The following is a 17,699-nucleotide window of genomic DNA, read 5'->3' on the forward strand; positions in this document are numbered from 1 at the left end:
CGGCGGCCTCCCACCCGCCAGCCGCGTCACCAACCTGTCGGGACAGAACACCTAGTCCCGCCGCTCGTCGAGGAGCCGCTGCACCAGCTCGGCGAACGCCTCGTCGCTGTACAGGCTCACCTTGGCGTTCTCTTCGTCGATCTCGGCGCGGACCGGCCGCAGGTCGGGCACGCCGCCGCCCGCCGGCGCCGCCGCCTCGTCCAGCGCCTCGTAGGCGCCCGGGCGCCACCAGTAGACCTGCGGGGTGAGCGCCTTCTCGCCGACCTCCACGTGCCGGGCGGCCAGCGCCTGCATGGCGTGCATCGCCGAGAAGATCTGCGTCCGCCCGATCGGGTGGACCAGCAGCAGCTCGGGGATCGGGAAGGCGACCAGCGCCCCGTGCGGGGACGCGGCCGGGTCCACATACCGCTTCAGCACGTGCACGTGCGCGCCGACGTAGCGGTGCTCGCCGCTGACGTGCGTCAGCGGCACCCCGTACAGCTCGCGCGTCATGATGTGGTGCGGCTCCCCGTCCACCGACCGCGCCAGCGCCCGCGCGAACGCCTCGTCGGCGGTCATGCCGCCCAGCGCGGACTTGTGCAGCGGCGAGATGGCGTCGGGGAGGTCGACGACCACGCACTCCAGCAGGCCGGGCGCCAGCGGCCGGACGACCAGCGTGTCCCAGACCTCCTGCGGCAGGGCGTCCTCGGTGTAGATCCGCAGGCGCAGGTCGCCTTCGGGCGCCGCGTCCGCTTGCGCCGCCCGGCGCAGGTCCCCCTCCATCTTCTCGACGAACTCGGCGGCGATGCCGGGCAGCGCCGCCATCGAGTTGCGCCCGGCGTACCGGCGCCACTCCCGGATATCGCTCTTGACCTGCGTGCCGTCCGGCAGCGTGACGGCGACGGTGTCGGCGTCCGGGAAGACCGCCTGGTAGCCGCGGTCGGCGAACGCCTTGAGCAGCGCGCGGCCCAGCACGTCGGGCTCGGTCATGTTCTCTCCGTAGGGGACGTAGGGAAGGCTGACTCGGGGTACGACTCCCAGACCGCCGCCCTGGTTCACCGCGTCCGCGGGAAGACGGCGCCTCCCGGCCGGCGCTTCGCGGGGGAGGGCTTCAAAGCAGGAGGCGGCCGCTCCCGAGGAGAATCAGACCCGCAGTCTCTTGCCCGTGGCCAGATCCCAGTAGTACGGCTCGTCCCCCTGAAAACATATGCAGATGGGATACGGGAAGGTGTCGTACCCTTCGACCTCCTTCATCCGCTTGCCCAGCCATTTGACCAGCAGCTGCTCCGCGACGAAGAGATAGCTGTCCAGCCGGTCGCTCCAGAGCAGCTCTTCGTCGTCGAAGATCTCGCCGAGGGAAACGCTTCCTCCGGACACGATATCCCCCGGGCGGATGACATTCGATCCCCGGTCCGCTTCGGTCAGCGGTGCCCGCTCCATGGGCTCGTAGTTGGGGTAGACGTCGAATCCGATCCCGGCGGTGTCCGTCAGCGCCTCCAGCATGACCATTGTGGTCTCCTCCACATAAGGGAACGCGAAGATCTCCTTGAACATCTTGATGATGTCGTCGCGTTCCCTTTCGAACGCGGCCAGAATCTTGTACTGGTCTTCTTCGGGAACCTTTGACTTCTTCACCCTTCTGCGCCTTTCGACATTGAGGCCACGAGACCGCCGACTCTCCGCGCGCAGCGCACCCGTTTCGGCCGCTACGCCCGGAGGTGCCATGCGTCGGCTCGGCCTGATGATGCAGGACGGGGCTGACAAAGCCCCGAGGATGCGGGACGCTCCGCCCCTTCCGTCGCGTCGCAGCAGCGTGGGAACGGATCACAACCACAGGTCGGGAACGCGGCAGCCCTGCTCGTGGCGCTTCCATCGGGCGGCGCGGCACACGCGGCAACCGGGGCCGGTGCACACGCCGTACGCGCAGGCGAACGCGGTGATGACATGCGGCATCCGCACCGGTGTCACCGTCCCGCCTTGACTACGGACGCGCGGGACGTCCGCCGCATGTCTGCGTGCCTCGCTCCTGTGGGGGGAGGAGGCGGGGAGCCGGTCCGGGGAGCCACCGCCTGTCGGTCTCGGCCGACGCGGCTCGACTCATGCGGACGGTCCGCCGCCTCTCCCTTCACGGGCTGTGCAGGTGGACGGCTCCTGGGGCGACTCCACCGGACCCCGCCGGACGTGAGGCGAATGAACCGCTTCGCAAGACAACCTTAAGTGCGGCATAAGGGGATCGTCGGGGGTGGTGTGGAGATGCGAGGTTCTGGGTGTGGCACTGCGAACCGGCAAAAGCGCGGGCCAGACGGCGCCCGCTCCCATGCACGAGCCCGCGGCGCGGGCGTTCCGGTCGCTGTCGTGGGCGCACCGAGAGATCCTGACCGAGACGTACTTCCGCAGGCGGTCGGTCAACGAGGCGGCCGCGTCGCTCGGGCTTCCCGTGGAGGTCGTCAAGGCCCGCGTCTATCACGCACTCAGAGCGCTGCGGGACGCCTGCGAGGCTCCCGGCTGAGACGAGACGGGCGCGGGGCGCCGGCCCCGCGCCCCGCGCCCGCCGTCCGCGCCGCCGCTGGCGAAAACGTCTTGCACACCCGGCGGCACCTGCGGCAACCTGATTGCCGTAACGCGCGACCGAGAACGGAAGGAGACGGCGATGCGGCGTCACAGTAGCCGGATGCGCGGCCCGTCCGGTCTTGGCGGCGGACGCGGCGGGACGTGACGGCGCCGTCCCGATCCGCGCATCGCCTGGCGGCCGGAGTCCGCGCGGGCGGTTTCTGACGTTCCGGAGGGTTGGCCGAGCGGTAAGGCAGCGGCTTGCTAAGCCGTCGTCAGGGTTCTCCCTGCGCGAGTTCGATTCTCGCACCCTCCGCTCACACGAGCGCGCCCCCACGGGGGGCGCGCTTTGCGCGTTTCGGACGGCGGCCGGTAGTGGACGGGGGCTGTTCGCCGGGGCCCGCGGGGCTTAAGTTGCCGGTGATGAGAGGGGAACGCACGGTCCGCTGAACTGTTGGCCCACCCCGGAGGCGAGATGAGTCGCTCCCCGTCCCGTTCCCTGCCCGGCCGCAGGGCGAAGACCGCCGTGCTCGCGGCGGCGCTGCTGGCGTTCGCCGGCGCCGGCACCGCCGTCCCGGCCGCGGCGCAGACCGCCCGGCCCGCGCACGGCCCCGCCTACCTCGACGCGCGGCGGCCCGTGCGCGAGCGCGTCGAGGACCTGCTGTCCCGCATGACGCTGGACGAGAAGATCGGCCAGATGACGCAGGCCGAACGCGGCAGCGTCACCGCCGACGACGTCACCCGGTACCGCATCGGATCGGTGCTGTCGGGCGGCGGGTCCACGCCCACCCCCAACACGGCCGAGGCGTGGGCGGACATGTACGACGGGTTCCAGCGCGCCGCGCTGGCCACCCCCAGGCGCATCCCGGTGATCTACGGTGTGGACGCCGTGCACGGCCACAACAACGTGGTGGGTGCGACGATCTTCCCGCACAACATCGGGCTCGGCGCCACCCGCGACCCGGGCCTGGTGCGCGAGATCGGCCGCGCCACCGCCGAGGAGGTCGCGGCCACCGGCGTCGACTGGACGTTCGCGCCGTGCCTGTGCGTCGCCCGCGACGACCGCTGGGGCCGAACCTACGAGTCGTTCGGCGAGGTCCCCGAGCTGCCCGCCGCCATGTCGGTGATCGTGGACGGGTTCCAGGGGCGGCGGCTGGACGGCCGCACGTCGATCCTGGCCACGGCCAAGCACTACGTCGGCGACGGCGGCACCGAGGGCGGCGACGACCAGGGCGACACGAAGATCTCCGAGGCCGAGCTGCGCCGGATCCACCTGCCGCCGTTCCGGGCGGCGGTGCGGCGCGGCGTCGGGTCGGTGATGGTCTCCTTCAGCTCGTGGAACGGGGTGAAGGTGCACGGGCACCGCTACCTGATCACCGACGTGCTGAAGAAGGAGCTCGGCTTCACCGGCTTCGTCGTCTCCGACTGGAACGGCATCGACCAGATCGACGGGCGGCCCGGGTTCACCGCGCAGGAGGTCGCCACCGCGATCAACGCCGGGATCGACATGGTGATGGTGCCGCAGGACTGGCGCCGCTTCATCGACACGCTGCGCGGCGAGGTGCGGGCCGGGCACGTGCCCATGGCCCGCATCGACGACGCCAACCGGCGCATCCTCACCAAGAAGTTCGAGCTGGGCCTGTTCGAGCGGCCCTACGCCGACCGCGGCCTGCTGCGCACGGTCGGCAGCCCGCGGCACCGCGCGCTGGCCCGCCGCGCCGTGGCCGAGTCGCAGGTGCTGCTGAAGAACGACGGCGGGGTGCTGCCGCTCGCCCGCGACCGCAACAAGATCTTCGTGGCGGGCCGGGCCGCCGACGACATCGGCATCCAGAGCGGCGGCTGGACGATCACCTGGCAGGGCTCGCCGGGGGACGTCACGCCCGGCACCACGATCCTGCAGGGCATCCGGCAGACGGTGGGGCGGTCCACCACCGTGGACTACAGCCGGGACGGCACGGGGATCGACGGCTCCTACAAGGCGGCGATCGCCGTCGTCGGCGAGCTGCCGTACGCCGAGGGCGAGGGCGACCGGCCCGACGGCCTGGGCCTGGACCCCGAGGACCTGGCGACGATCGAGCGGCTGCGCGCCGCCGGCGTCCCGGTGATCGTGGTGCTGGTGTCCGGGCGGCCGCTGGACATCGCCGCGCAGCTGCCGGACTGGGACGCGCTGGTGGCGTCCTGGCTGCCGGGCACCGAGGGACGCGGCGTCGCCGACGTGCTGTTCGGCGTCGCCAAGCCCACCGGCAGACTGCCGATGACGTGGATGCGGAGCTTCGACCAGCAGCCGATCAACCACGGAGACGGCAAGAAGCCGCTGTTCCCGTACGGCTACGGCCTCACCTACCGGCGGTAACGTGGGCGGGTGCCGACCGCGGTCTTCGCTGTGAGCCGCCGCGGCGTCCTGCACGTGGGCGCCGCGGCGGCCGCGGCCGCGCTGGCGGGCTGCTCGGACGGCTCCGGCGGCTCGGCCGACCGGCGGCTGGTGCTGGCGGGCGGCCCCACCGACGGGCAGTACGAGCCGTTCGCGCGGCGGCTGGCCCAGGAGCTGCGGCGCCGCGTCCGCGGCCTGACCGTCGACGTGCTGACCACCTCGGCCAGCGTGGAGAACCTGCGGATGCTCGCCGCGGGCCGTGCCGACCTGGCGCTGGCGCTGAGCGACAGCGCCGCCGACGCCGTCGCGGGGCGCGGCGCGTTCCGCACGGCCCTGCCGGTGACCGCGCTGGCCCGCATCTACCTCAACTACACGCACCTGGTGGTGGCCGCGGACTCGCCGGTGCGGCGCGTCACCGACCTGGCGGGACGCCGCGTGTCGCTGGGCGCCGAAGGGTCGGGCACGGCCGTGCTGGGGGAGCGGGTGCTGCGCGCGGCCGGGCTGCCGCGCCCCGTCCGGGCCGTCCGGCTCGGCCTGGTCGAGTCGTGCGCGGCGCTGGCCGCCGGCGACGTGGAGGCGTTCTTCTGGTCCGGCGGCGTGCCGACCAAGGCGATCGCCGACCTGGCCGCCCGCACGCCGGTGCGGCTGGTGCCGCTGGACGGGCTGATCCTGGCGCTGCGCCGCGCGCACGGCCCCACCTACGTGGGCGTGTCGGTGCCCGCGGGGACCTACCGGCAGGCCGCGGAGGTGCCCACGGTGGGGGTGCCGAGCTACCTGGTGGCGCGCCGCGACCTGTCGTCCGGCCTGGCCGAGACGGTCACGCGCGTGATGTTCCGCGCCCGCGACCGCCTGCCGGGGCCGGAGGTGCCCGGCGGCTACCTGGACGAGCGGTACGCCATCGGCACCGGCACCGTGCCGCTGCACCCGGGCGCCGTCCGCTACTACCGCTCCGTCTACGGCTGACCGTACGCGTCGAGCGGCAGGCGCAGCTCGACGACCAGGCCGTGCGGGTCGGCGGGCCGCAGCTCCAGGGTGCCGCCGCCCGCGCGGGCCAGCTCGTCGGCGATGGCCAGGCCGAGCCCGCTGCCCTCGACGTTGCCGTGCCGCGGCGACCGCCAGAACCGGCGCCGCGCCGCCGCCAGCTCGCCCGGGTCCAGGCCGGGCCCGTCGTCGGCGACGCGCAGCACGGCCGCGCCGTCGCACGCCGCCAGCGACACGGTGACCCGCCCGCCCTCCGGCACGAACTTGAGCGCGTTGTCGATGGCGATGTCGGCGACGCGTCCGGCGGTGTCGGGCGGGCAGTGCGCGGTGAGCCGCTCCGGCAGGTCGGCGCGCAGGCCGACGGTGCGGGCCGCGGCGACCTCGCCCCAGGCGTCCAGCCGGGGCGCCAGCTCGGCGACCAGGTCCACCGGACCGGCCGCCGCGCCCGCGCCCGACTCCAGGCGGGCCAGGGTGAGCAGGTCCTCCAGCATCGCGCCCAGCCGGTCGACCTCCTCCAGGGCCCGCCGGTGCTCGTCGGCGCCGGTGTCGCGCAGGTGCGGCTGCAGGTTCTCCAGCCGCAGCGACAGCACCGCCAGCGGGGTGCGCAGCTCGTGGGAGGCGTCGGCGACGAAGGCGCGCTGGCGCTCCAGCGCCGCCGACACCGCGTCGGCCATGGCGTTGAACCGCTCCTCCAGGCGGCGCAGCTCCGACGGGCCCGGTCCGCCGACCGCGGCGCGGGCGTGCATGCGGCCCGCCGCGATCGCCTCGGTGGCGGCGTCCAGCTCGGCCACCGGACGCAGCGTCCAGCGGGTCAGCCGCCGCGCCGCCACCACGGCGACGGTGAACGCGGCGGCGGCCGCGCCGGCCAGGGCCAGCCACACCAGCGCGATGTCGCGGCGGGCGTCGCGCGTCGGCGCCTCCACCAGCACCATGCCGACGACCTGCGCGTCCCGCCCGGCGGGCTCGGCCACCACCACCCGGCCCGGGCCGAACGGGGTGACCAGCGGCAGCCGCTCGGTGGTGCGCCCGGCCAGGGCGCGCCGCACCGCCGCGGCGTCGGGCGGGTGCACGGCGCCGGAGCGGATCAGCACGGTGCGCGAGGCGTCGCGGATCTCCACGCCCGCCCCGTACAGGGCGGCGTACCGGCGCACCTCGCTGTCGAGCACGGAGGTGTCGCCCTCGCGGACGGCCTGGTCGGTCAGCTCGGCCAGGCGGGTGGCGTCGGCGCGCCGGTCCAGCAGCAGCACGCCCGTGCGCTGCTGGGCGTACGCCCAGCCCAGCGGCACCGCCAGCGCCAGCACCAGGCCGCCGATCAGCGCCAGGTAGGTCAGCAGCAGCCGGCGGCGCATCAGTCCCCGGCGCCCAGCCGGTAGCCGGTGCCGCGCAGCGTGCGCACCAGTCCCGGACGGCCCGTCTTGGCCCGGATCCCGGCGATGTGCACGTCCAGCGACCGGGACGCGGCCAGGAACGCGTCGCCCCACACCGCGTCCAGGATCTCCTCGCGGCTGCGCACCACGCCCGGCTCGCGCGCCAGCAGCGCCAGCACGTCGAACTCGCGGCGGGTCAGGGCGACCGGGGCGCCGGCCACGGTGACCTCGCGGGCGCGCAGGTCGATCCGCACGTCCCCGGCCTGGACGACCTCGGCCGGGTCGGCGGGCGCGGGAGACCGGCCGGGCGGCGGGACGGAGCGGCGGGCCACCGCGTCCATGCGCGCCAGCAGCTCCATGATCCGGAACGGTTTGACCAGGTAGTCGTCGGCCCCGGCGCGCAGGCCGCGCAGCACGGCCCGCTCCTCGGTGCGCGCGGTGATCACGATGACCGGCACGGCCGACACCCGGCGCAGCCGCCGCAGCATGTCCAGGCCGTCCATGTCGGGCAGGCCGAGGTCCAGCAGGACGAAGTCGCAGCGGTCCTTCAGCCGCAGCCCGTCGTCGGCCCGCACCACCCGCTCGACGCGGTGGCCGCGCCCGGTCAGGGCCGTACCGAGCGCGTCGGCGAGCCGGTCGTCGTCCTCGACCAACAGCACCCGCATGCCCACCCCATCCGGCACAGACCTACCCTTGCCCCGTCCGGAGCAAGGGTAGGTGCTCGCGGTGCGGCTTCGCGCCGGGTCAGCCGCGGCCCGCGAGTTCGGCGGCCGGGGCCTGCTCGGCGCGCGACAGCACGGCGTGCCGCGTCTCGCGCATCGTCACGTACACCACCAGCGACACCGCCGCGCAGCCCGAGACGTACCAGTAGAACCCGGACTCGATGCCGCCCTGCTTGAACCACAGCGCCACGTACTCGGCGGTCCCGCCGAACATGGCGTTGGCCAGCGCGTACGGCAGCGCCACGCCCAGCGCCCGCACGTGGGTGGGGAACAGCTCGGCCTTGACCACCGCGTTGATCGAGGTGTAGCCGGTGACGATCACCAGGCCGCCCAGCATCAGCGCCAGCGCGGGCCAGAACCCGCTGACGTCCCGCAGCGCCGTCATGATCGGCACGGTGCCCAGCATGGACCCCACGCCGAACGAGATCAAAAGCGGTCGGCGGCCGATCCGGTCCGACAGCGCGCCCGCGGCGGGCTGCAGGAACATGAACACCGTCAGCGCGCAGAAGCTGACCAGCGTGGCGTCGTCCTTGCTCATGCCCGCGGTGTTGGACAGGTACTTGGTCAGGTAGGTGGTGTAGGTGTAGTACGCCACCGTGCCGCCCATGGTCAGCGCGATGACCAGCGCGAACTCCCGGCGGTGCCGGAACAGGCCGGCCAGCGTGCCGCGCTCGGCGGGCGCGGCGGCCCCCTCCTCGACCTCGTAGGCCTCGGTCTCCAGCAGGTTGCGGCGCAGGTAGAACACCACCGCCGCGCCCACCGCGCCGACGATGAACGGGATCCGCCAGCCCCAGGAGTGCAGCGTGTCGTCCGACATGGTGCGCTGCAGCAGGATCTGCAGGCCGAGCCCGCACAGCTGGCCCGCGGTCATCGACACGTACTGGAAGCTGGAGAAGAAGCCGCGCCGCCCGGGCGTCGACGCCTCCGTCAGGTAGGTGGCGCTGGCCGCGTACTCGCCGCCGACCGACAGGCCCTGCAGCAGCCGCGCCACCAGCAGCACCACGGCGCCGAAGTAGCCGACGGCGTCATAGGTCGGCGCGATGGCGATCAGCAGCGCGCTGACCGACATGAGCGTGACCGTGGCGGTCAGCGCGGCCTTGCGGCCGCGCCGGTCGCCGAGGCGCCCCAGCAGCCAGCCGCCGACCGGGCGCATGAAGAACCCGACGGCGAAGATGCCCATCGTGTTGAGCAGCTGCGCGGTCGAGTTCCCCTTGGGGAAGAACGAGGCCGCGAAGTAGACGGCGAAGCTGGAGTAGACGAACCAGTCGTACCACTCGACCAGGTTGCCGATCGAACCGCCGACCAGCGCCTGCCACGGGCGCCGCGCGGGCCGGGACGGCGTGCCGCCGGACAACGTCGTCGTCACCGGGCACCTCCTCGCATCACGGGACGGGAACGGGGTGACCTGCGTCACCGCAGGCCCCCGAAGCGTCACCGATCCGCCGAACCGCGTTCAACAACGAGGCCCCAGATCTAACGTCCGGTTAACAAAGCGGACATCTGGGTGCGGTGTCCGCCGGTGGGCGGGGTGTCTAACGGTTCGCGTTCTGTCGTGTCCTGGTCCTACCATCCCGCCATGTGAGAAAGCAGACTCTTGTGGCGATGATGGGGCTGGTGTCCCTGATCGGTGCGGGATGCGGGGGCAGCGGGAGCGAGGACTCCGACCGGAAGGCGGGCGGCGCGGCGTCGCCCCGGCCTTCGGCGAGTGCGTCGCTCACGGCCGTGCCGGGGGCGGGGACCCCCGAGCCGAAGAGCTGCCCGCGCGGCGGCAAGCTCATCCCGGCGGTCGAGATCCCCGCCGTGCGCTCCGAGCCGGTGCACATCCCCGAGGCCCGCATCGGCGGCGAGGTGATCCCGGCCGTGACGATCCCGGGCGTGAACATCCCCGCGCAGCGCATCCCCGCGCAGTGCGTGACCGTGCATGAGGCGCCGGGCGGCTGCCTGGGCGCCGTGACGATCCCGCCGACCATGATCCCCGCGGTGGAGATCCCGGCGGTGGAGATCCCCGGCGTCGACGCGGGCGGCATCCATCTGGAGCCCGTGCGCCGCGAGGCCGTGCGGCGTGAGGCCGTCTACCGAAAGGGCGTGTCCGTCCCCGAGGTGTGCCAGGAGAAGCCGGGGCCCGAAGGCGGATACGTCGCCGGCGTCTACCGCAGCTCCCTCTACCGCGGCTCCCTGTACCGGGGCTCTCTTTACCGGGGCTCCCTGTACCGGCGGGGGGCCTGCAACGACAAGGGCGAGTGCATCCCCGGTGTGACGGTGCCCGGTGTCAGCGTCCCCGGCGTGTCGGTGCCGGGCGTCTCGTTCCCCGGTGCGAGCCTGCGCGGCCGCATGGTCGGGCGCACCGAGGTCCTGGAGGACAGGAACCAGGTGGCCTACCGCATGGACGCCGACGTGCTGTTCGAGTTCGGCAAGGCCGACATCAGGCCGCAGGCGGCGGCCGAACTGGCCAAGGTGGCCGCCTCGATCAAGGAGGAGGCGCCGGCGGACGCGGCGGTCCGGGTGGACGGGCACACCGACGCCAAGGGCGACGAGGCCGCCAACCTGGAGCTGTCGCGGCGCCGTGCCCAGGCCGTCGCCGACTGGCTGGCCACCCGCGGCGGCATCGCCCGCTCCCGGCTGAAGATCGCCGGTTACGGGGAGACCAAGCCCGTCGCGCCCAACACCAACGCCGACGGCTCCGACAACCCGCGCGGCCGGGCCAAGAACCGCCGCGTCGTCATCTCGGTCGGCCGCGACTGAGCCCGCGCCGGGAGCACGCCGGTCGGGGCCGCCGACCGGCCCCGACCGGCCCTTCGATCCCCGGGCGCGGTCCGTATCGGGGACGGCTGCACTCGGTGTGGGGGGCGGATCGGTTCCGGCGTGGTCCGCCCGGTCCGAGGTCGCGTCGGCGGGAACCTCTCTCCGGCAGCGGTCGGCGGAATTCCGGCCCGCCTGTTTCCGGTTTGTCGGTTTTCGGTGTCGGGGCTGTGACATGAAGGGTGCGGCTGGCGAAATCCGCCAGGTCCCGCGGACATCTCTGGCGCCTTCCGCCACACTCGGCCGCGTTCGTTGACGTGATCACTTGGGGCGCTTAGCGTCCCGGAACGGGGACTTCACCTAATCCGTCAGAACGCCGTTTCGGGCGTTGTCAGGGGGCTGCGCCCGGACCGCCAGAGGAGGCACCGCGACCCATGCCCCCACCCCTGGGTATCCGCATCCGCTCCCGGCTCCTGCCCGTCCTGGCCGCCGTGCTCGCCGCCACCGGGCTGGCGGCGGTTCCGGTCGGCGCGTACGGCGCGCCGTCCGGACCGCCGTCCGGGCCGCCTTCCGACGTCTACACCTACCTCGACGACCCCGAGATGACCGGTGAGGGGCAGGAGCCGCCGCACTCGGTGCTGCACCCCTACGACGACCGCGAGGGCGCCATCGCCGCCCGCGGCTCCAAGTGGGAGCGCTCCCTGGACGGGGAGTGGCGCCTCGCCATGGCCGAGCGCCCCGCCGAGGTCCCCGAGGGCTTCTACCGCGAGGGGTACGACACCTCCGGCTGGACCAAGGTGAAGGTGCCGCACACCTGGCAGAGCGACCGGCTCGACCACCCGATCTTCCGCAACATCCCCACCGAGATGGTGCCGGACGACCCGCCCCGCACGCCGAGGGACGTCAACCCGACGGGCGCGTATGTGAAGCGCTTCGACATTCCCGCCGACTGGGACGGACGCCGCGTCTTCCTGCGCTTCGAGGGCGTCACCAGCGCGTACCTGCTGTGGGTGAACGGCCGGTACGTCGGCTACGACCAGGGCGGCTACACGCCCGCCGAGTTCGACGTCACCGACCACGTGCGCAAGGGCGCCAACACCGTCGCCGTCCAGGTGCACCGCTGGAGCTCCGGGTCGTACCTGGAGGACGTCGACCAGTGGCGCTACAGCGGCATCTTCCGGTCGGTGTGGGTCTACTCCACGCCCAAGACCTACGTGCGCGACGCCTACGTCACCACCGACCTGGACGCCTCATACCGCGACGCCACCCTCAACGCCACGGTGACACTCGCCAGCAAGCAGGGCGAGCAGGGGGACCACACCGTCAAGGCCACCCTCGTCGACCCCCGGGGCCGACGCGTGCAGACCTTCTCCGGCACGGCGGCGGTCACCGGCGGCACCGCGACGGTCGAACTCAGCGCGAACGTCGCGAACCCCGCCAAGTGGACCGACGAGACACCGAACCTCTACACGCTCGTCCTGGAACTGGCCGGGCCGGACGGCCGCGTCACGCACACCACCGGCGAGACGATCGGCTTCCGCGAGATCGAGGTCAGGGACCGGCGGCTGCTGGTCAACGGCAAGCGGATCCTCGTCAAGGGCGTCAACCGCCCCGAGACCGACCCCGACACCGGGCGCCACCAGACCCGCGAGCGGATGGAATCCGACGTCGCGCTGATGAAGCGGCTCAACATCAACGCGATCCGCACCGCGCACTACCCGTCCGACCCGTACCTGTACGACCTGGCCGACCGGCGCGGCCTGTGGATCGACGACGAGGTCGACATCGAGACCCACAACTGGGAGAACTGCAACCGGGCCGCGCCCGACGACTGCCTGGCCGACCGGCCCGAATGGCAGAAGGCGTTCGCCGACCGGTTCCAGGCGATGCTCGCCCGCGACAAGAACCACCCCAGCGTGCTGATGTGGGACACCGGCAACGAGGCCGGGCTCGGCGCCGCGCACACCGCGATGGCCGAGTACGCGGCCGCGACCGACCCGACGCGGCCGCTGTACCACCAGTCCAACTCGCCCGACGGCGACGCGCCGTTCGCGCACGTGCGGGGGCCGCGCTACCCGACCCCGGCGCGGCTGGAGCAGCAGGCGAACTCCACCACCAAGCCGATCATCATGGGGGAGTACGCCCACGCGATGGGCAACAGCCTCGGCAACTTCCGCGAGTTCTGGGAGGTCGTCCGCAAGTACCCGCAGGTGCAGGGCGGCTTCATCTGGGACTGGGCGGAGGCCAATATGCGGCATCCCCTCACCACCACGCCGGATTCGTCCGGGAACAAGATCAAAAGCTGGCTCCAGGGCATCCCGAAGGTCGTCGACGGGCATGAGGGGAAAGCGCTTTACTTCTCCGGTCTGGACGACTTCGTCGAGGTCTACCGGGACCGCCGGCTCGACATCACCGGCAAGGCCGTCACCCTCGACGCGTGGGTCAAGCCGGTGCGCCCCTGGACCGGCGACTTCACGATGATCGCCAAGGGCGACCACCAGTGGGCGCTGAAGATGAGCGACGAGAACACCCTGGAGTTCTTCGTGCACAGCGGCACGTGGCGCACCGTCCGCGCGCCCGTGCCCGCCGACTGGTACGACCGCTGGCACCGCGTCACCGGCACCTACGACGGCACCGCCGTGCGCCTCTACGTGGACGGACGCGAGGCCGCGCAGGTCCCGTTCAGCGGGGAGATCGACTGGTCGTCGGCCGACCTGAACATCGCCCGCAACCCCGAGACCATGCAGGACAACGACCACGGCCGGTTCGCCAAGGGCACCATCGACCAGGTCCGCGTCTACCCCCGCGCCCTGACCGCCGAGGAGCTGGCGTCCGGCGCCGACCCGAAGCAGGACGCGGCGCTGGCGCTCGACTTCGACCGGTTCGACACCGGCGGCACGTTCCTGTCCAACGGGCAGAGCCTGTCGGGCGTCGACGGCCTGGTCGGCTCCGACCGGTACGTCCAGCCCGAGACCGCCCAGCTCGCCTGGGTGCACTCGCCGATCCGCGTCACCCGCTCCGGCGACACCGTCACCGTGGCCAGCGAGCGGGTCTTCGCCGGCACCTCGGACCTGGAGCTGCGCTGGCGCTACACCGAGGGCGACCGGGTGCTGCGCTCCGGCAGCGCGCCGCTGCGGCTCGGCCCGGGCGGTTCGACGCGGGCGGCCGTCCCGCCGCCGCCGGCCGACCCGTCCGGCGCCGAGCGGTGGCTGACCGTCGAGGCCGTCCTCAAGGACCGCCAGTGGTACGCGCGGTCCGGCCACGTCGTCGGGTTCGGCCAGTTCCCGGCGGGCGGGACGAAGGTGCCGAACGTCCGCAGGCCCGCCACCGGCACCGTCCGCACCGCCGAGAACGACAAGGAGGTCGTTGTCACCGGACGCGACTTCCGGTACGTCTTCGACAAGTCCGCGGGCACCCTCGCCTCGATGCGCTACAAGGGCGTCGAGCTCGTCGAGAAGGGCCCCGAACTGGACGTGTGGCGTCCCCCGATCAGCAACGAGACCTACACGTGGGGCAACGCCGAGGGCGAGAACTGGCGCCGCGCGGGCCTCGACCGCCTCGTCACGACTCCGACGTCCGTCACCGCCACGCCCGGCGCCACGGCCACGGTGCAGATCGAAAGCCGCGTCCAGGCGCCCGGCCACACCGCCTGGTTCGACCAGACGACCACCTACAAGGTGGACGGCTCCGGCCAGATCGAGCTGACCCACCACGTCAGCCCCCAGGGCGACGCGCGCACCCTGCCGTACCTGGCCCGCGTCGGCTACACGGTGAAGATGCCCGACCGCTTCGACCGCTTCGCCTGGTACGGGCGCGGCCCCGTGGAGAACTACAACGACCGCAAGGACGGCACCCCCATGGGCGTGTGGTCCTCCACGGTGGACGAGCAGTACGTCGACTACTACCGGCCTCAGGACCACGGCAACCACGACGACGTGCGCTGGGCCATGCTGTCCGACGGCCGCGCGGGGCTGCTGGTGGGCGGCGACCTGGAGGTCGGCGTCACCCCGTACGACGACCTGGACCGCGCCCTGTACCCGTTCGCCCTCCAGCGCAACCCGGGGTGGAACACCCTGCACGTCGACCACGCCGTCACCGGTGTGGGCGACACCCCCAACCCGGTCCGCCCCGAGTACCAGGTGCGCCCTGACCGCGACTACACCTACACCACGATCCTTCGCCCCCTGACCCCGAAGGAGGCCCGCACCGGCACCTTGAACTGATCCGCGCCGAACGTCCGGCCGTGCCCCGGGCGGGGCCCGGCCGGACGCATGCGAGGCGGAACGCGGCCGCGGCCGCCGGGGCCGTCACTCGACGGGCGGGGCGGGGCGGTTCTCGGGCGCCAGGAGGTGGGGCGCGGCGAGCTCGAGGTGCTTGCGGACGATCCGCTCCCAGCGGCCGTCCCGGATCATCCGGTTCAGCGTCCGGTTGATCAACGCGCGGTCGGCCTCATCGCCCTTGCGCATGCCGATGCCGTACTTCTCGCGGTGGCCGGGGAACGGCTTGTGGAGCAGCCGCACCTTGCCCTTGTAGCGCGGGTCGGCGGCGAACCCGGCCAGGATAGACTCGTCGGTGGACACCGCGTCGACGCTGCCGTCCAGCAGCAGCGGGAGGCAGTCGCCGAAGCCGTCGGCGTACCGCAGGTGCCGCTCGGCCCAGGCTCTGCCCTTGTCCCGGGGGTCGCCGAAGCGCAGGGCCAGCCGCTGCGGCGAGCTGGAGCCCTCCGCCCCGCAGGTGGTCTTGTCTTTGAGGTCGTCCAGCTCCGTGATGCTCGTGTCGCCGGAGCGGACCAGGGTGTCCTGCGCCGAGATCAGGTAGGGCCCGGCGAAGTCGATCACCTTCAGCCGCTTCTCGCTGATGGAGTAGCTGGCGATCACCAGATCCACGCCGCGGTTCAGCAGCAGCTCCTCGCGGTTGCCGGAGACGACGGGCTGGAAGACCGGCTCGACGTGCAGCGCCTTGGCGATCTCGATCGCGATGTCCACGTCGAGCCCGGTGCACTTGCTGCCCGCCGCGTTGCACTTCCCGATGCCCGGCTGGTCGGCCTTGATGCCGACGCGCAGGGCCCGGTCCATCGCGTACAGCCGTTCGCGGGACGGACCGGGCGCGGGCGCGGAGGCGCCGTGGCAGCACGCGGCGGCGGCAAGGGGCAGCAGCGCGGCCACGGCTGCCAGGCGGACGGCAGGGCGGTATGGCATCGGGGTCCTCGTTCAACCGGGTGCCGTCGCCCGCGACCCCGACGGGTCCAGGCGAACCTTGCACGACGGGGGATTGACGGCCACGCGGGTGACGACCAGGCGCAGTTCCCGGCCGCCGAGACCGCCGAGGCGCACCTCCCGGCGGATGTCGGTCTGCCCGGGACGGGAGGTGAACGGGGCCAGCCGCCGCCCGTCGGCCTCGGCGTGGGCGGTGATCCGCATCCCGTATGTGCAGCCCGAGAACGGGTCGGTGGGGGTCACGGTGAGCCGGATGTGCAGCGTCCAGTCGGTGCCCGCGGGCAGGTCGCGGCCGAGGGTGAACACCGGCTGCTGGGACGCGGTGACATCCTGGGCGGGCACGGTGAACTCCACCGTCCGGGTCGGCGTCGACCGGTCGGCGAGCAGCAGCCGGTCACCCGCGACGCCTGCGCACGCGCCGAGAGCGGCCACGGGCAGGGCCAGGGCCGCCGCCCGTTTCCGCAGCCGGTCGGCGCGGCGGTGCGCCTCCTCCCGCCGGCGCTGCGCCCGCTCGCGTTCCCGCGCCTCCTCCTGCGCTTTCGCCGCGGCCGCCGCGGCCTCGGCGGTCGCCTCCTCGGCCCTGGCGGTGGCGGCGTCGGCGCGGGCCTCGGCGGCGTCGGCCCTGGCCGCGGCCTCGTCCAGCAGCTTCTCGGCCTGCCGCGCCCGGGCCAGCGCCTGGTCGCGTTCGGCCAGCAGGGCGGAGACGCCGGCGGACGCGGGCTCCTCGACCCGCACGTCCGCGTCGGCGTGGACGCCGATCTGGCGCAGCTGCTCCAGCGCGGTGTGCAGATACCCCCAGACGGTCAGCGTCCCGTCGCCGATGTCGGGCTCCTGCCCTTGGTCGGCCTGCCGCCACCATTCCAGCCACGACCTGCGGCTCCCGTACTCTCCCGCGAGGAAGCCCTCCTTATCGTTCTCCGCCAGGAACTCCAGGAGCACGGCGACGCACACCTCGACGCGGGGCCGCGGCGGCATCCGGCCCGCCGGGAACTTCCCGGAGACCAGTTCGCCGATCCGCTGCCCGCCCGCCTTGGCCCGGCGGCCGTCGGTGCGGGCCAGGCCGCTCTGCTCGACGTCGTTCTTCCGGGCGACCAGGGCGGTCAGCCGCTCCCGGTCGGCGTCTCCCGGGTTCTCCCGGAGCCGCGCCTGGGCCTGCTGGCCCTGCGCCAGCCAGTCGCACAGCCGCCGTTCCAGCTGCGCGTGCGACACGCCGTGGGAGATCACCGCCAGGTCGAGGGCGCGCAGCATCGCGATGAAACGCACCGTCGAGGGTTTGATCTCCCGTTTCGGCCTGGGCACGGTCGCCGCCACCTCCCGACCTCTCCCGGACACCCGATCTTTGGGAAAGTCCGGGAATCATTATCTGTCAGCGAGGATAACCGGGAGCGCGCGGAGTCGGCGCGAACAACTCGTCCGGCAGGCCGAATGTGTACAAATAAGTAGAACGGCGGGAGATCATGTGAGACGCATGTGGCGCCCGTCGTCGCGCCGTTATCCGCGGATAACGGCGTCCATATTCGGGGAAGCGTGTCCGGATCAGTAAGGGGATTGCGCTGCTCTCCTGCGGAACCGCGGACTAGCGTCGCATTCAACGGCGGGATCAGGCTCGGGCGACCCCCGGACGTCCTGACCGGAACACGAGCCGGGCTGCGACCCGCCATCGCGGGCCCGGCCCGGCGGCCGTGCGGCGCACCGGACCCGCGCACCGCCGCAAGGCCGCTCTCACCAGACCCGGCGGACCGAGACCGTCGGCGTCTTCGTCAACGGCGTCCCC

The 17,699-nt window shown here is 73.0% G+C and carries 12 protein-coding genes and 1 tRNA gene; 6 read left to right on the plus strand and 7 right to left on the minus strand.

The features are described 5' to 3' along the window. Positions 1-51: 51 nt before the first annotated feature. Positions 52-969: a hypothetical protein gene (locus ABD879_RS22830; protein WP_345023600.1), complete on the minus strand. Its 918-nt coding sequence runs from the start codon at positions 967-969 to the stop codon at positions 52-54. Between the two features lie 153 nt (positions 970-1,122). Beyond that, a complete protein-coding gene (locus ABD879_RS22835) occupies positions 1,123-1,614 on the minus strand; it encodes a hypothetical protein (RefSeq protein ID WP_345023601.1) in 492 nt (163 codons plus the stop codon). A 634-nt stretch (positions 1,615-2,248) separates the two neighbouring features. Between ABD879_RS22835 and ABD879_RS22840 the strand changes: the two genes are divergently transcribed. From ABD879_RS22840 to ABD879_RS22855, 4 genes are all read left to right on the plus strand, one after another. Further along, on the plus strand, positions 2,249-2,488 hold the full coding sequence (locus tag ABD879_RS22840) for a sigma factor-like helix-turn-helix DNA-binding protein (RefSeq protein ID WP_345023602.1): 240 nt from the start codon (positions 2,249-2,251) through the stop codon (positions 2,486-2,488). A gap of 272 nt (positions 2,489-2,760) precedes the next feature. Continuing rightward, positions 2,761-2,845 (plus strand) — tRNA-Ser (locus ABD879_RS22845). Between the two features lie 159 nt (positions 2,846-3,004). Beyond that, on the plus strand, positions 3,005-4,882 hold the full coding sequence (locus tag ABD879_RS22850) for a glycoside hydrolase family 3 protein (protein ID WP_345023603.1): 1,878 nt from the start codon (positions 3,005-3,007) through the stop codon (positions 4,880-4,882). 9 nt (positions 4,883-4,891) lie between these two features. Next, on the plus strand, positions 4,892-5,863 hold the full coding sequence (locus ABD879_RS22855; RefSeq protein ID WP_345023604.1) for a TAXI family TRAP transporter solute-binding subunit: 972 nt from the start codon (positions 4,892-4,894) through the stop codon (positions 5,861-5,863). Here the strand turns inward: ABD879_RS22855 and ABD879_RS22860 are convergent. The 3 genes from ABD879_RS22860 to ABD879_RS22870 all read right to left on the minus strand — a co-directional run bounded on the left by ABD879_RS22860 (position 5,854) and on the right by ABD879_RS22870 (position 9,336). Beyond that, entirely contained in the window at positions 5,854-7,230 is a 1,377-nt protein-coding gene (locus tag ABD879_RS22860) for a sensor histidine kinase (RefSeq protein ID WP_345023605.1), read from the minus strand. The genes ABD879_RS22855 and ABD879_RS22860 overlap by 10 nt on opposite strands. Further along, positions 7,230-7,913, minus strand: a complete 684-nt coding sequence (locus ABD879_RS22865; RefSeq protein ID WP_345023606.1) for a response regulator transcription factor — start codon at positions 7,911-7,913, stop codon at positions 7,230-7,232. Before ABD879_RS22865 ends, ABD879_RS22860 begins: the two co-directional genes overlap by 1 nt. Before the next feature lie 79 nt (positions 7,914-7,992). After that, positions 7,993-9,336 (minus strand): MFS transporter, encoded by a 1,344-nt coding sequence (locus tag ABD879_RS22870; protein ID WP_345023607.1) that lies wholly within the window; start codon positions 9,334-9,336, stop codon positions 7,993-7,995. A gap of 212 nt (positions 9,337-9,548) precedes the next feature. Between ABD879_RS22870 and ABD879_RS22875 the strand changes: the two genes are divergently transcribed. Together ABD879_RS22875 and ABD879_RS22880 are read left to right on the plus strand one after the other, a co-directional pair. Continuing rightward, positions 9,549-10,712, plus strand: a complete 1,164-nt coding sequence (locus ABD879_RS22875; RefSeq protein WP_345023608.1) for an OmpA family protein — start codon at positions 9,549-9,551, stop codon at positions 10,710-10,712. 431 nt (positions 10,713-11,143) lie between these two features. Next, the gene (locus tag ABD879_RS22880) at positions 11,144-14,932 is read left to right on the plus strand and encodes a glycoside hydrolase family 2 TIM barrel-domain containing protein (protein WP_345023609.1); all 3,789 of its coding nucleotides are present in this window, start codon (positions 11,144-11,146) and stop codon (positions 14,930-14,932) included. Between the two features lie 84 nt (positions 14,933-15,016). Here ABD879_RS22880 and ABD879_RS22885 read toward each other — a convergent pair whose 3' ends face one another. Next, on the minus strand, positions 15,017-15,907 hold the full coding sequence (locus ABD879_RS22885; RefSeq protein ID WP_345023610.1) for a transporter substrate-binding domain-containing protein: 891 nt from the start codon (positions 15,905-15,907) through the stop codon (positions 15,017-15,019). A 12-nt stretch (positions 15,908-15,919) separates the two neighbouring features. Continuing rightward, positions 15,920-17,224: a hypothetical protein gene (locus ABD879_RS22890; protein WP_345023611.1), complete on the minus strand. Its 1,305-nt coding sequence runs from the start codon at positions 17,222-17,224 to the stop codon at positions 15,920-15,922. Positions 17,225-17,699: the final 475 nt, after the last annotated feature.

It is taken from the genome of Actinomadura keratinilytica, from assembly GCF_039539665.1.
GTDB classification, from domain to species: domain Bacteria; phylum Actinomycetota; class Actinomycetes; order Streptosporangiales; family Streptosporangiaceae; genus Spirillospora; species Spirillospora keratinilytica.